9 protein-coding genes are annotated in these 16,384 nt (G+C 33.9%); 5 read left to right on the top strand and 4 right to left on the bottom strand.

Features of this window, described 5'->3' with window-relative positions:
• A partial coding sequence (locus Q0876_RS14690; RefSeq protein ID WP_299229296.1) for a T9SS type A sorting domain-containing protein occupies positions 1-3,752 on the top strand: 3,752 nt, incomplete at its 5' end.
• A gap of 174 nt (positions 3,753-3,926) precedes the next feature.
• Here the strand turns inward: Q0876_RS14690 and Q0876_RS14685 are convergent.
• Together Q0876_RS14685 and Q0876_RS14680 are read right to left on the bottom strand one after the other, a co-directional pair.
• On the bottom strand, positions 3,927-4,295 hold the full coding sequence (locus Q0876_RS14685) for a hypothetical protein (RefSeq protein ID WP_299229293.1): 369 nt from the start codon (positions 4,293-4,295) through the stop codon (positions 3,927-3,929).
• Between the two features lie 79 nt (positions 4,296-4,374).
• Positions 4,375-6,924 carry an ATP-dependent Clp protease ATP-binding subunit gene (locus Q0876_RS14680; protein WP_299229299.1) on the bottom strand — a complete coding sequence of 850 codons (2,550 nt, stop codon included), beginning with the start codon at positions 6,922-6,924 and terminating at the stop codon, positions 4,375-4,377.
• Between the two features lie 257 nt (positions 6,925-7,181).
• Here Q0876_RS14680 and gyrA point away from each other — a divergent pair, with 257 nt between their 5' ends.
• From gyrA to Q0876_RS14665, 3 genes are all read left to right on the top strand, one after another.
• A complete protein-coding gene (gene gyrA, locus Q0876_RS14675; RefSeq protein ID WP_299229290.1) occupies positions 7,182-9,731 on the top strand; it encodes a DNA gyrase subunit A in 2,550 nt (849 codons plus the stop codon).
• A 28-nt stretch (positions 9,732-9,759) separates the two neighbouring features.
• On the top strand, positions 9,760-11,031 hold the full coding sequence (locus Q0876_RS14670; RefSeq protein WP_299229288.1) for a tetratricopeptide repeat protein: 1,272 nt from the start codon (positions 9,760-9,762) through the stop codon (positions 11,029-11,031).
• Positions 11,032-11,122: 91 nt separating this feature from the next.
• Entirely contained in the window at positions 11,123-12,118 is a 996-nt protein-coding gene (locus Q0876_RS14665; RefSeq protein ID WP_299229285.1) for a tetratricopeptide repeat protein, read from the top strand.
• A 1-nt stretch (position 12,119) separates the two neighbouring features.
• Here the strand turns inward: Q0876_RS14665 and Q0876_RS14660 are convergent, their stop codons facing one another.
• Both Q0876_RS14660 and Q0876_RS14655 read right to left on the bottom strand, forming a co-directional pair.
• Positions 12,120-12,869 (bottom strand): C40 family peptidase, encoded by a 750-nt coding sequence (locus Q0876_RS14660; RefSeq protein ID WP_299229284.1) that lies wholly within the window; start codon positions 12,867-12,869, stop codon positions 12,120-12,122.
• Positions 12,870-12,909: 40 nt separating this feature from the next.
• On the bottom strand, positions 12,910-14,088 hold the full coding sequence (locus Q0876_RS14655) for an acetyl-CoA C-acyltransferase (protein WP_299229281.1): 1,179 nt from the start codon (positions 14,086-14,088) through the stop codon (positions 12,910-12,912).
• Between the two features lie 170 nt (positions 14,089-14,258).
• Here Q0876_RS14655 and Q0876_RS14650 point away from each other — a divergent pair, with 170 nt between their 5' ends.
• The gene (locus tag Q0876_RS14650) at positions 14,259-16,301 is read left to right on the top strand and encodes an HDIG domain-containing metalloprotein (protein ID WP_299229278.1); all 2,043 of its coding nucleotides are present in this window, start codon (positions 14,259-14,261) and stop codon (positions 16,299-16,301) included.
• Positions 16,302-16,384: the final 83 nt, after the last annotated feature.

The raw sequence follows: 16,384 nt of genomic DNA, 5'->3' as shown, positions 1-16,384 counted from the left end.
ACGGACAAGATGAGTGTGGTCGTCCACTAAGTGCAGGACCATATGAGTTTGATGTAGAACAAGCACCAGAAGCTGATGTTACAGTACCTCAATTCCCTCTTGATATCGAATGTGTAGATGCAGCAGGATATGAGGCAGCAGATGCAACATACAGCAATGGTTTAGAGGAAACAGCATGTGAGATTTCAGGATCAATTACTGCGGATGTAGTAAAAGATTACGATCAATGTGGTGGAACAATTACTATTAGCTATAGCGGACAAGATGAGTGTGGTCGTCCATTAAGTGCAGGACCATATACTATAGAAGTTAAGCCAGCTCCAGCTCCAGTATTTGACGAGATTCTTAATGCAAGTATTCCTTGTGAAGAGCTTGACACTTATGAGCCAGAGTTCTTAGGGTATTCTAACGGACTTCAAGGCCCATGTGGAATTAATGGTGAAGTACAAGGTGTTGCTGACGAATTTGACGGTAGCTGTGGTACATTTGATGTTAATTTCTCTTACGTATCTTGTGGTGTAGAAATTACGGCTACACAAGTTATTACAGTAATTGATGAAACACCACCAATGTTTACAGGTGAAGCTTACCCACAAGGTATTTCTAATGTAAATGGATGTTTATCTGATGCACCAGCTCCTCTAACAGAAGCTGAAGTTGCTGCAATGTTTATGGATAACTGTGGTGATGTTAATGTTACATTAACAATCGTATCTCCAGAAGAGAATACAGATTGTCAATGGGCTGTACTATACAGATATGACATCAAAGATGACTGTGATAATTTTGCAGCACCTATAAAAATCTTCCATAATGGTGGAGATAAAACAGCACCTGAATTAACAGGTACTATTCCATCAGGTGTAACAGGTTTACAGTGCTTAAGTGAAAACCCAGGAGCTCCAGATGCTTCAGTAATTGCAGATCAGTTTGATGATAACTGTAGTGATGTTTTCGTAGTAGCTCTTGATCCAGTTATTACAGGAGACGATTGTGGATGGACTGCTACTTACGAGTATACTGTTAAAGATGCTTGTGACAATGCTTACCCTAACGTGGTAATCGTTAATAGTGGAGCAGATAATACACCTCCAACTTTAGAAGGAGAGATTCCATTAGGAGAAAATACACTTAACTTATGTTTTGATGCAGAATTAGGAGAGCCTACAGAAGAAGAAATAGCTGCGCTATTCTCTGATAACTGTACGGAAACATTAGATGCTGATAATGTTGTTAAAACTGAGCACGTAACAATTGGATCTGATTGTGAGTGGATAAGAGTATTTGAATATGTAGTTACTGATGATTGTGGCAATCCTTATCCAACATTCAAAGTAAACTACCAAGGTGGAGATACTGAAGCACCACAACAGCAAGATTGCTTCAATGAAGTAATGACTATTTCTACAGAGAACTACCCAGATGCAGCTTGTCCTGATGATGCGGTAATCTCTCTTCAAATAGGAGACATGATTTCTGTTGCTGATAGAGATTGGACAGTTGCTAATATTTCTGTTCAAGACTTAGGAGGTACATTATATCCTTGCTTTACAGATAACTGTGCATCAGTTGAAGAATTGACATATAGAGTTATAGGAAAAGATGTTGATAAGTCAGCATGTTCTACAACACTTACGGTTACATTTGAAGTTGAAGATAACTGTGAGAACGTATCTGAACCATTTGTTTGTACATTCATCGTAGTAGATAATACTGCACCAGTTCTTGAGTGTCCAGAAGGTGAAGACTTCGGTCTTGTAGATGAAATGCCAACTGTATTTGCAGATAAAGCAACTTGGGAAGATAATTGCCAAGGTGTTGGTGAGACTACAGACTTCTCTGATGCAATAACTAGTGAATATATAGTTACTGAGCCTACAAGTATTGACGGTTGTGAAGGCCCATTCTCTTTCCAAGGATTTGATTCTTTCGGTGATGGATGGAACGGAAACTCTATCAATGTTCTTGTAAATGGTAACCCAGTAATTATTGGTTATACTATTGATGATGGATTTACTGGAGCTCTAGTAGACTTACCAGCAAGTTCAGGAGATATTATTTCTACAGAGATCAATACCGATGGCGCTTTTGATAGTGAAGTGAGTTATGATATCACTGATGGTTCGGCTAATGTAGTAGCAACTGGTGGTATACCTAGTTTCATTTCAGATTTAACCTTATGTCAAGAGCCAGGAGTAGCTGTTGTGCAGACTACGTTGGTTAGAACATTTACTGCAGACGATGGATGTGGTAATACAGATGAATGTAGTGTAACTTACACATGGTCTCAAGCACCATCTTGTGAACTAGCACAACCAGTTGCATGTGGAGACACTGTAACAGGTTCTACAAGCGGAGCACCTACTAACGATCTACCATTCTGTGGTACGTCATTAAGTACAGCTTCTGGCGTGTGGTATGTGTTAGCAGGTACAGGAGACGTTCTTGATGTTTCTGTTGATACATTCGGATCAGAATTCGATACTAAATTAGGTGTATTCTCAGGAGGCTGTGATGCTCTAGTTTGTGTTGGAGGTGATGACGATGATAGTGATACATTACAATCTCGTGTTACATTCCAATCTGAAATAGGTGTTGATTACTACATCTATGTAACTGGATTTGGCGAAAACTCTGGAGATTATACATTAACAGTTGGTTGTGAGCTTGCTTGTTTAGCTGATGCTGGTACATTAACAGCAGATGCAGGACCAGTTGATTTAGCTGGTAACCCTTCTGTAGAAATCTCTGCAACACCTGATGGAAACATTAATATTCCAGATGGATTTGATAGTGTATTTGTATTAACTACAGGTAGCGATTTAGAACTTATAGATGCTAATTTCAATGATGCTGTATTTACAGTAAGTGCTGAAGGTTTATATACGATTCATACTTTAGTTTACGATCCTAACACTTTAGATCCAGGTAGTTTACCATTTGATGGTTCTGTTACAGGATTTGATGTACTAGATATAATCGAAGAAAATGATCTATGTGCTTCATTAGATGCTGCAGGAGCACCAATTGAAGTTGTTAATATAGTTGTACCAGATAACGATCTGTGTGCAGATGCTACACCAATTGCTTGTGGTGATACTGTTAACGGTAGTACTGAGTTTGCAACCAACGATGATACATTACCAAACTGTGATGATGATGTTAGCGAAGGTCCAGGCGTATGGTATGTATTAACAGGAACAGGTGATGTGTTATTTGCTACAGCAAGTACAGCAGGATCTAATTTTGATACGAAGTTAGCAGTTTACGAAGGTAGCTGTGATGACTTAATCTGTGTAGGTTCTGATGATGATGGAGGCCCAGGAATAACTTCAGAAGTAAGCTTCTTATCTGAACCAGGTGTTAATTACTACATCTATGTGACTGGATTCGTTGGATTCGGTAATGAGTCAGGTGATTACACATTAAGTGTTACTTGTGATCAGTTGAACAGACAAGCTCAGGTATCTCAAGAAGAAGATCTTAAGATCGACTTTAGAGCTTACCCAGTACCATTCCATAATGAAGTAACTATTTCATATGCATTTAACTTTGAAACTGACGTTAAAATCGAGTTCTTTGACACTAAAGGTCTATTAGTCCTTAGTCAATCTAACGATAGATACGTTGTAGGTTCTACAGGAAGAACTAAGTTCGATTTATCTAGAACTTCAAACCAAGTGTTCTATGTGAAGTTAACAACCAACAATGGAACTGTTACTAAGAAGATTGTTTCTTCTGGTAAGAAGTAAATTGATAAATAATTAGGGGATTCCCCTAAGGGCAAATATAAAAGGCAGCTAGAAATAGCTGCCTTTTTTTATTTATGCAATTGTATGGAATAGTATTGCTTAATATATCAGGTGCGTATGAACTAAATCTGTATAACTTTAATAAGAATAAAATTATACTATAAAATAGGTGTATTAAGAATTAAGAATAGACTGTGACCAATTAATAGCCTCTTCCAAAGAATCAAAAATTTCAAAAGGCTTACTGAGGAATAATTTTTCTACCAAAGCATTGCTCTTGGCTTTAAAATCTGAGGATACTACAGAAAAACCAACAAGGTTTTCAATCTTTGAAGTTTCCTTATATACAGCTGGATCAACAGCATAAGAATGTATTCGGTGAGTAATGTATACAAACTTTTTGTTTTTAAAATAAGTATCTGCAATATGAGTAAGTGTTTTATTTTCTTCTGATGTAATAGTAACACCTTCATTTATAGTAACTACCATGTAATTATCATAGATGTGTATTTTACAGAATTCTAAAATTAAATCATCAGACATAATCTAAAATTAATGAATCTTAGTATTCAAAACAAAAAAAGCCTCTGATTTGAGGCTTTTTTTGTTTAAATGAAAAGTTTTACGATTCAGCTTTTTTTTCAGATTTCTCAATTTTTATACTGAGCTCATCAGTTTTAGAGTCTAGATTCATAATGATCTTATCGCCATCTTGTACCTGAGAATTGATGATTTCTTCAGCAAGAGCATCTTCAATATATTTTTGAATAGCACGTTTAAGCGGTCTAGCGCCATATTGCTGATCAAATCCTTTATCTGCTATAAAATCTTTAGCTTTGTTTGAAAGCTTAAGTTCATAGCCAAGGTCTTTGATACGTTTTATTAAATGTTTCAATTCAATATCTATGATCTTGTTGATGTGTTCTTTTTCTAACACGTTAAAGACCATAACATCATCAATACGATTCAAAAACTCTGGAGCAAATGCTTTCTTAAGAGCATTTTCAATAATACTTCTTGAATTATCATTGACCTGCGCTGTTTTTGCAGCAGTTCCGAAACCAACACCTTGACCAAAATCTTTCAATTTTCTAGCACCAATGTTAGAGGTCATGATAATGATCGTATTTCTAAAGTCTATTTTTCTACCAAGACTATCTGTTAGATAGCCATCATCAAGGACTTGAAGCAGCATATTAAACACATCTGGATGTGCTTTTTCTATTTCATCTAACAAAATTACAGCGTAAGGTTTGCGTCTTACTTTTTCAGTAAGTTGACCACCTTCTTCATAGCCAACATAACCTGGAGGTGCTCCAATTAGTCTTGATATAGCAAACTTTTCCATGTATTCACTCATATCTATTCTTACCAACGCATCTTCACTATCAAATAGTTCACGAGCTAATACTTTAGCTAATTGTGTTTTACCTACACCAGTTTGGCCTAAAAATATAAATGAACCAATTGGCTTATTTGGATCTTTAAGTCCAGCACGATTACGCTGAATGGCTTTTACGACCTTAGCAACAGCTTCATCTTGACCAATTACTTTTCCTTTAATTAATTCAGGTAATTGAGCCAATTTATTACTTTCGGTTTGAGCAATTCGATTTACCGGTATGCCTGTCATCATTGAAACAACATCTGCAACATTGTCTTCAGTAACAATTTCACGATGCTGCTTAGTTTCTTCTTCCCATTTTTCTTGGGCTAAAGCTAAATCTTTTTCTAATCGTTTTTCATCATCTCTTAGCTTAGCAGCTTCTTCATATTTTTGTTTCTTAACGACAGTGTTTTTAGTTTCTTTTACTTCTTCTAGCTTTTTTTCAAGCTCTAAAATTTGTTTTGGAACATCTATATTAGTGATATGAACTCTTGATCCAGCTTCATCTAAAGCATCTATAGCTTTGTCTGGTAAAAAGCGCTCAGTCATGTAACGGTTAGTTAACTTTACACAGGCTTCAATAGCTTCTGGAGTATAATCAACATTGTGATGTTCTTCATATTTTCCTTTAATATTGTTGAGAATTTCTACAGTTTCTTCAACGGTTGTTGGTTCAACAATTACTTTTTGAAAACGGCGTTCTAATGCACCATCCTTTTCTATATATTGTCTGTATTCATCAAGTGTAGTTGCTCCAATACATTGTATTTCGCCTCTAGCCAACGCAGGTTTAAACATATTTGAAGCATCTAAGCTACCAGTCGCGCCACCAGCACCAACGATGGTATGTATTTCATCAATGAACAAGATGATGTCATCATTCTTTTCCAGCTCATTCATAACAGCTTTCATTCGTTCTTCAAATTGACCTCGATACTTTGTGCCAGCGACTAAACTTGCTAAGTCTAAGGTTACTACACGTTTGTTAAATAGTATACGTGATACTTTTCGTTTAACAATTCTAAGTGCTAGACCTTCAGCAATTGCTGATTTACCAACACCTGGTTCACCAATTAGTAATGGGTTGTTCTTTTTACGTCTACTTAGTATTTGTGAAACACGCTGTATTTCTTTTTCTCGTCCAACTACAGGATCCAGTTTGTCTTCTTCAGCTAATACAGTCAAATCTCTACCAAAATTATCTAAAACAGGTGTTTTAGATTTTTTCGTTGTTTTAGAACTGGATTGACCAAATGGATTTTGTTTTGCATCCTCTTCTTCATTAGCCTCATCATCTGAAAAAGATTCAGATTTTGGGACATCTAAAAATTCGTCATCGTTTGTTATCATAAATTTAAATTGTTCTTTAACGTTATCGTAATCTACTTTCAATTTATTTAAAAGTTTGGTAGTAGGATCGTTTTCATTTCGCAATATACACAGTAATAGATGTGCCGTATTGATAGAAGAGCTTTGAAAAAGCTTAGCTTCAAGAAATGTTGTTTTTAAAGCACGCTCTGCTTGTCGAGTTAAGTGTAGGTTTTTCTTTTCGTTAGAAGTAGATGACACATTTGGGTTTGCTGGGCTTAGTATTTCTACCTTACGGCGCAAATGATTTAGATCGATTTCTAAAGCACTTAATATGTCAATAGCTTTTCCACTGCCATCACGAAGTAGACCCAGCATCAAATGTTCGGTACCAATAAAATCGTGACCTAATCGCAAGGCTTCCTCTTTGCTAAATGCAATTACATCTTTAACTCTTGGGGAAAAATTATCATCCATAGTAATCTCTTTCTGCATTAAAAATAATAAAAACAACTATACCAAGGCAAAAACTATACCTTAAAATGTTTTTTGTCTACTAATAGACTGAAAAAACTTTAAAAACTCAAAGTATTTAACAATTTACTTATCAAAAAAAAGAAGTAAAATTTGTTAATAAAAAATCTCAAAAAATGTTTCGTACATTCTATAAACACTATAGAATTACTTATCTTAGCATGTTTTGAAAACCTACAAAAAATCAAATTTATTTATTTATGGCAGAAGGAGAAAAATTGATTCCAATTAACATTGAAGATGAGATGAAGTCAGCCTACATTGACTATTCTATGTCGGTCATTGTGTCACGTGCATTACCAGATGTAAGAGATGGATTAAAACCTGTTCATAGACGTGTTCTTTATGGAATGCACGAACTAGGTGTTAGATCTAATACTGCTCACAAAAAATCAGCTAGAATTGTTGGTGAAGTGCTTGGTAAATATCATCCACATGGCGATACTTCGGTTTATGATACAATGGTACGTATGGCTCAAGAATGGAGCTTGCGTTACATGTTAGTTGATGGTCAAGGAAATTTTGGTTCTATAGATGGTGATAGTCCAGCAGCGATGCGTTATACTGAAGCACGTATGCGAAAAATATCTGAGGATATGTTAGCAGATATTGATAAAGAAACTGTTGATCACAAACTTAACTTTGACGATACATTACAAGAACCAACTGTGCTACCAACTCGTATACCTGGACTTTTAGTTAATGGTGCATCTGGTATTGCTGTAGGTATGGCAACAAACATGCCACCACACAATTTAAGTGAAGTTGTAGATGGAACTATTGCTTATATTGATAATAATGATATCGAAGTTGAAGAACTAATTCAACATGTAAAAGCACCAGATTTTCCTACAGGTGGAACCATATATGGTTATGATGGAGTTCGCGAAGCTTTTAAGACAGGACGTGGAAGAATTGTTATGCGAGGTAAAGCTACAATTGAAGAAGTTCAAGGTAGAGAATCCATTATAGTCACTGAAATTCCATATCAGGTGAATAAAGCCGATATGATTAAGAAAACAGCAGATCTTATAAATGATAAAAAGATTGATGGCATCTCTTTAATTAGAGATGAATCTGATAGAAATGGAATGCGAATTGTCTATGTACTGAAGCGTGATGCAATTCCTAATATTGTATTAAATACGTTATATAAATACACAGCTTTGCAATCATCTTTTAGTGTAAATAATATAGCCTTAGTCAATGGTAGACCTCAATTGTTGAATCTTAAGGATATGATTCATCATTTTGTAGAGCATAGACATGATGTTGTAGTTAGAAGGACTAAATACGAACTTCGTAAAGCAGAAGAAAGAGCTCACATCTTAGAAGGTTTGATCATCGCTTCAGATAATATAGACGAAGTTATTGCACTTATAAGATCTTCATCTAACGCTGATGAGGCTAGAGAGAAGTTGATAGAGCGTTTCAAACTTTCTGATATACAAGCAAAAGCTATAGTTGAGATGCGTTTGCGTCAATTAACTGGTCTAGAACAAGATAAATTGCGTTCTGAGTATGAAGAATTGATGAAAACTATTGAGGATTTGAAAGATATTCTTGATAAGAAAGATCGTAGAATGGAAATCATCAAAGAAGAGCTGTTAGTTGTTAAAGATAAATATGGTGACGAACGTAGATCACAAATAGAATACTCAGGTGGTGATTTGAGCATTGAAGATATGATACCAGATGAGCAAGTGGTAATTACGATTTCTCATGCTGGTTATATTAAAAGAACATCGTTAACAGAATATAAAACACAAAATAGAGGAGGAGTAGGTCAAAAAGCATCTACTACACGTAATGAGGATTTCTTAGAGCATTTATTCGTTGGTACTAATCATCAATACATGTTATTCTTCACTCAAAAAGGGAAGTGTTTCTGGATGCGTGTTTATGAAATTCCTGAAGGAAGTAAAACATCAAAAGGAAGAGCAATTCAGAACTTGATCAATATTGAGCAAGATGACAAAGTCATGGCGTTTATATGTACTCAAGATCTTAAAGATGAAGATTACATCAATAGTCATTATGTTATCATGGCTACTAAGAACGGTCAAGTAAAGAAAACGTCTCTAGAGCAATACTCTCGTCCGAGAACTAATGGTATTAATGCGATCACCATTAAAGAAGACGATGAATTATTAGAAGCAAAATTAACCACTGGTAATAGCCAAGTCATGTTAGCTTTAAAATCTGGTAAAGCTATTAGATTTGAAGAAGCTAAAACAAGACCAATGGGAAGAAATGCTTCTGGAGTTAGAGGTATTAAATTAGCCAATAATAATGATGAAGTTATTGGTATGATCGCCATAGAAAACCCACAAGAAGAATCGGTTTTAGTTGTGTCTGAAAAAGGTTATGGTAAAAGAACATATATAGATGATCCTGAAGATGGAGAGGCTGTATATAGAATTACTAATCGTGGAGGTAAAGGTGTGAAAACCATATCTATTACAGAAAAAACAGGACATTTAGTTGCTATCAAATCTGTAACAGATGAAGATGATTTAATGATTATTAATAAATCTGGAATTGCGATCAGAATGGCAGTCAACGATTTAAGAGTTATGGGACGCGCCACTCAAGGTGTTAAACTCATAAACCTTAAGGGAAGTGATTCAATAGCAGCAGTAGCCAAAGTCATGAAAGATGAAGATGATGAAAATTTAGATATTGAAAATACTGATATTCAAGATGTTAACGAAGATGGCACAACTGTTGATACAACAGAAGAAGAATAAAAATAATTAACACTTAAACAAATTAATAATGAAAAAACAAATTGTAGTTGCTTTAGCACTTTTAGTAAGTACCTTTTCATTTTCACAGAAGAATGAGTTAAAAACTGCTGAAAAAGCAATTAAATCTGGAAACTTTGCAGATGCAAAGGCTGCAATAAAATCTGCTGAAGCATTGATTGCTAATGCAGACGACAAATTAAAAGCTAAATTTTACTTTTTAAAGGGTCAAGCTTTATACGCTAATGGTAATGGATCTAATGCAGATATGCCAGAAGTTATCGAAAGCTTTGAAATGGTTAAAAAGATTGAGGCTGGTAAAGGTAAATATTCAAGCTCTATTGATGGCATGAAAACCAACATGATTAATGCCTTGGTAAATAGAGGTTATGAATCTAACAAAGAAAAGCGTTATGCTAGCTCTGCAGATGATTATAACATGGCATATCGCATTTCTCCTAAAGACACAATTTATTTATATTATGCAGCTACATCTGCCATTCAAGGGCAAGATTATGATACTTCTTTAAAATATTATGAAGAACTAAGGTCATTACGCTACAATGGTAAAGAGACCAAATACATAGCAACAAATAAAGAAACTGGTAAAGAAGAAGTTTTTGATAATGTCACTTTAAGAGATGCATCTGTTAAAACAGGAAGTCATATTGCTCCTAAAGAGAAAAACACAGATTCTAAGTTGCCATTAATCACAAAAATGATAGCAGAAATCTATGTGTTTAAAAAAGACCCTGAAAAGGCTATGGAAGCTGTAAAATTGGCTAGAAAAGAAAACCCTAATGATTTAAGCTTGATTTTAACTGAAGCTGATATACATTTAAAGTCTGGTAATACACCAGAATTTAAAAAATCTATTCAAGAAGCTATTCGCTTAGATCCTGATAATGCAGAGTTGCAGTTTAACTTAGGTGTTATAGCTTTAGATGCTGGTGAGGTTGAAGATGCCAAAACCTACTATAAAAAGTCTATAGCATTAGACCCTGACTATGCACCTGCTTACAGAAATTTGGCTGTTGCAATATTAAGTAAGGAAACAGCTCTTATAGAAGAAATGAATGGTTTGGGAATGTCTGCTGCTGATGATAAGCGTTATGAAGAGTTGAAAAAGGAGCATAAATCACTTCAAGCTGAGGCATTGCCACTTCTTGAAAAAACATTTACTATGGAGCCTAACGATCTTAATTTAGCAATTAAATTATTAGAAATACATAGAGCTCTTGAAAATACAGATAAAATCAACGAGTATAAAGAAAAAGTAAATATGCTAAAAGCAGAAAACTAATTCTTGCCATTAGTTATTTATTAAAGCTGTCTTAAACTTAAGACAGCTTTTTTTATATTGGTATCCATTTACATACTTTATAATATTGTTCATGATTAGATTGCATAATCTTACAAGGATTATTTCATTGTTGGTTTGTTTTGTATGCGGATTGTCTTTTTCTCAAAATAATACTGAAGAAGCACATCTACGACAAAAGGCTAATGACCTTTATATATCTAATAGTTTTTCTGAAGCAGCTAAGGTATACGTTACATTATTTGAGTTAAATCCAAAAAAAGAATTTTATCTATATAATGCATCCGCTTGTGCAATTGCTGCTAAAGATTATCAACATGCACTTGATCTGTATTTAAAACTAAAAGCCTTGGGATATACAGGAGTAAAGACACAATATTTTGCAATAAATAAAAAAACAAAAAAAGAAGAGTTGTTTACTTTAAAAGAAAGAGATTCGTTAGTAAGTCTTAGATTATATAAAAAACCTTCCGATAGAAAAACAGAATCTAAAGTTGATGAAATTAATAAAAATATTGTACTTATATACATTAATTTGAATCTACTAGAAAAGGCATTAGAAGCTGTTAAAGAAGCAAGACAAGCAAACTCAAAAGATTTGGATTTGATTATATCTGAGGCTAGCGTTCATTATAAATTAAATAATATCGAAAAATTCAAAGAATGTTTAGAAGATGTCATTAAAAAAGCTCCTAAAAATACCGATGCATTGTATAATTTGGGTGTTATAGCTGCTGAAGAGAAGCTTTTTAAGGTTGCTAAAAAGTATTACAAGAAGGTTATAAAATTTGATCCTAATTACACTAATGCGTACATTAACTTAGCGACCATAATTCTTAAAGATGATATTTCTTTTGTAGATGAAATGAATGCGCTTGGTCTTACCAAAGCTGATGATAGACGATACGATATTTTGGTTAAAAAAAGAAATAAGATGTATAGAAAAGCGATGCCAATCCTTGAGACAATTCTAGCTATAGATTCTGATAACACAGAAGTAAAAACAACTTTAAAGAATATTTACAGTAAACTGGATTATCATGCTAAAGCAAGAGCTATTAAAATGTAATTTAAATTATTTTTTTAATGACCCTTAATTTGTGTGTATGCGCATTTTGATCTACATTATAAATCCCAGAATGATCTAGACGATCAATTCTAACCTTTCCATGAGCATGAATAATGTAGTTGTTTTCTAATATGATGCCAACGTGAACAATACGGCCTTCACTATTATCAAAAAAAGCCAGATCACCAGGCTCACTTTCCTCAATAAAACTTAAAGGTATTCCTTGAGTAGCTTGCTGTGATGCATCACGCAACAAATCATAACCGTTTAATTTATAAACCATTTGCGTAAAACCAGAGCAATCAATACCGAAAGGCGTTTTTCCACCCCAAAGATATGGGGCATTTAAGTAGGTATAGGCAGTTTTAATTAAGTTAGTTTTTTCTTGCTTACCAGAAATTGTATGTCCATCATACTTATGCTTTAATAGATCTAGACCGTTTAATGAACTTCCAAAAGAAATGGTGAGTAGTTGTTGATTTTCATCTCTAATAAATTCAACTAAATCATAAGAAAGTAAATGTTCCTCTTTAATAAAACTTTTATAATCTACTTCAGAAATTTCTATGTACTGCTTATTATCAACCCAACCTTCATAATTATCATAAGCTAATCGTATTTTGGACCATGACTTACGCTGCTCGAGGATTTTAAAAACTTCACCATATAAAACTTGAGATACCAATTCGCTAGTATCTGATGGTTCAAATCTCAAAGGGACAATGCTTAAGTTACATATTCCGTATTGCATACAATTAGTATGAGTTTTCTAAAATGGGTTGTAAGTTAGCTTATTTGCGTTCAATAACTACAGCTGAAGCACCACCACCACCATTACAGATGGCTGCAGCTCCTATTTTTGCATCGTTTTGTTCTAAAACACTAAGTAAAGTGATCATGATTCTCACTCCAGAACATCCGAGTGGGTGACCTAATGAAACAGCACCACCATTTACATTGACGTTACTATCGTTTAAACCTAAGATTTTCATATTTGCTAAACCTACAACAGAAAATGCTTCATTGAACTCAAAGAAATCCACATCATCCAATGTTATACCGGCTTTATCGAGTGCTTTTGGTAGTGCTTTAGCTGGAGCAGTTGTAAACCATTTAGGTTCTTGAGCTGCATCTGCATAACTTTTTATCGTGGCCAATGGTTTTAATCCTAATTCTTCAGCTTTTGTTTTACTCATTAGTACCATAGCTCCAGCACCATCATTTATAGTTGATGCATTTGCAGCGGTTACTGTACCTTCTTTAGTGAATGCAGGACGCAATGCAGGGATTTTTTCCATTTTCACATTTGTATATTCTTCATCTTTTGACACCACAATTGCATTTCCACGACGTTGAGGCACTTCAACAGGCACAACTTCTGCATCAAATTTACCTGAATTCCAGGCAGCAGTAGATCGTTTATAAGATTGAATAGCAAAAGCATCTTGATCTTCGCGAGAAAAATTATACTCTGTAGCGCATGCATCTGCACATACGCCCATAGCATTTTTATCGTATGCATCTACCAATCCATCTTTTTGCATACCATCTTCAAGAGTAGCAGGACCAAATTTTGTAGCACTTCTTGCATGATAATAGTGCGGGATCAAGCTCATGTTTTCCATACCTCCAGCAACAATTATATCGGCATCGCCTAATGCAATAGATTGCGCTGCTTGCATAACAGCCTTCATGCCTGAAGCGCAAACCTTGTTTATAGTTGTACACGGAACAGAGTCAGGTATACCAGCATAAATAGCGGCTTGTCGAGCAGGTGCTTGCCCTGTTCCTGCTTGAACTACATTACCCATCAATACTTCCTGAACCAATTCTGGTTTTAGGTTTATTTTATCTAATGCGCCTTTTATAGCAACAGCACCTAATTTAGGAGCTGGAACTGTTGATAAAGCACCTAAAAAACTTCCAATGGGTGTTCTTGCAGTAGAAACTATTACGACTTCTTTACTCATTTTAATACCTTTTAATTTTCTAAGTGCAAAATTAATCATTTTTTAGTAGAATATTAGTATCTAAATAAGAACATCATAAAGTTTAATCTATATATATTTTATTACTTTTGAATGTCAACTAAATAGGTTTAAATTATATTAAGACTTGTTTAATTTCCTTAATTAACTCGATGGAAGATTTAATAAATAAATGGTATAGAAATCATGCGCTGTTGTATAAAGTGCTTTTATTTTTGACAACTACATTTTTGATTGTGTATCTTTTTCCGAAAAGCGGAAAGTTTAAGTATAATTTTGATAAAGGTAAGCCTTGGCAATCAGAAAACTTACTTGCTCCTTTTGATTTTGCAATCAAAAAATCGGCTGAGGAAATTCAAGCGGAAACACTTGAAATTAAAAAGGAAAATTCAATTTATTTTGATGTAAACACAAAAATTCGAGAAGATGTTTTTAAAGCTTACGACGAAGAGTTTAACATAAAATTTCCAGATACTGTTGCGTTAAGGCAACAATTGTATAATGTTGGAAAAACTACGTTAGTAAATGCATATCGCTTTGGAGTCTTGGAAGAGAGTTATCAATATGCAGATAATAAAAATGTCGTTTTACTTGAAAATCAGAAGCAAATTGCAGAAACGTTTTACGGGCAACTTACAACAGTTGATGAATTCAGAACAAGTATAGAAGATGCATTGGTTTACAATAGCTTATCTAAACACGAAAGTACTTTTGTTTCATTGTTCTTTGATGTTATTAGACCTAATGTGGTGTTAAATGCCTCATTAACTGACAATGTACTTCAGGAGGATTTGAATGACATATCTATAGTTAGAGGTAGTATAGAAAAAGGAACGCTAATCATCTCTAAAGGAGAGATTGTTGAAGGTAATAAGTATAACGTTTTAAAATCTCTTGAAGCCGAATATGAATCTCAAGTATGGAATGCATCAGACTATAATTTAGTCATATTTGCATATGCATTATTGGTAGCACTAGCGCTATTGATGTTACTACTTTTTTTAAGAAAATATAGAATTGACGTTTTTTTAGACAATACCAAAGTAACCTTCATTTTCTTTAATATTTTATTGATGATTTTACTAACAACATTGATTATAAAATATAACTCAAAATATGTTTATGTAATTCCATTATGTATTTTACCTCTTGTTTTAAAAGCTTTTTTTGATGCAAGATTAGGTTTGTTTGCGCATGTGTTAACAGTTTTATTATTAGGGTTCGTAGTCCCTAATAGTTATGAATATATGTTTTTACAAATTATTGCTGGTATAGTAACTATTTTAACCGTATCTGAATTGTATAAACGTGCAAATCTGTTCATCTCTGTTGGGCAAATTACTTTAATTTATATTGTAGCGTATTTTGCATTTTTTGTAATTCACGAAGGTAACATTACAACTATAAAGTTAGAAACTTTTGGCTTATTTATACTTTGTGGATTGGCTACTTTGTTTGTGCAGCCTTTGATATACATCTATGAAAAATTATTTGGTTTAGTTTCTGATGTGTCACTATTGGAGTTGTCTGACACAAATACTAAATTATTGAAAGAATTGTCAAATAAAGCACCTGGAACATTTCATCATTCTTTAAATGTTGCCAATCTAGCCGAAGCTTCAGCTAATGAAATTGGAGCAAATGCAATGCTGGTTAGAGTAGGAGCTTTGTACCATGATATAGGGAAAATGAAATCACCTACATATTTTACAGAAAACCAAGCTACTGGAATTAACCCTCATGATGAGTTATCTTCATTTGAAAGTGCTAAAATCATTATCAATCATGTTATTGATGGTATAGAGATTGCAAAAAAATATAATTTACCAGATCGAGTAATAGATTTTATAAGAACTCACCATGGGACAAGCTTAGTCTATTATTTTTACATGAAAGCTAAAACTGTAGATGAAACAATTTCAGAAGACCATTTCAGATATCCAGGACCAAAGCCCTTTAGTAAAGAAACTGCAATATTAATGATGTGTGATAGTGTTGAAGCTGCATCAAAAAGTTTAAAAGAGCCTACATCTATTAAAATAGACAAGTTTGTTGAGTCTATTATTAGCAAACAAATGGAAAGCGGACAATTTTTAAATGCTAATATTACCTTTAAAGAAATACAATCTATAAAGAAAGTCCTTAAAAATAAGCTAGCTAACATATTCCACCTGAGAATAGAATACCCAGAATAATAATTTCGCAATAAAAAGTTTTAAAAATAGTTGCGTTCTTGGTAATGATAAGTTACATTTGCATCCGAATTTTAAGGAAAGTT

The sequence above is a fragment of the uncultured Psychroserpens sp. genome (assembly GCF_947503375.1).
Classification (GTDB): domain Bacteria; phylum Bacteroidota; class Bacteroidia; order Flavobacteriales; family Flavobacteriaceae; genus Psychroserpens.
Note: the sequence above shows the minus strand (reverse complement) of the source record. Positions and strands in the feature narration are given on the sequence as shown.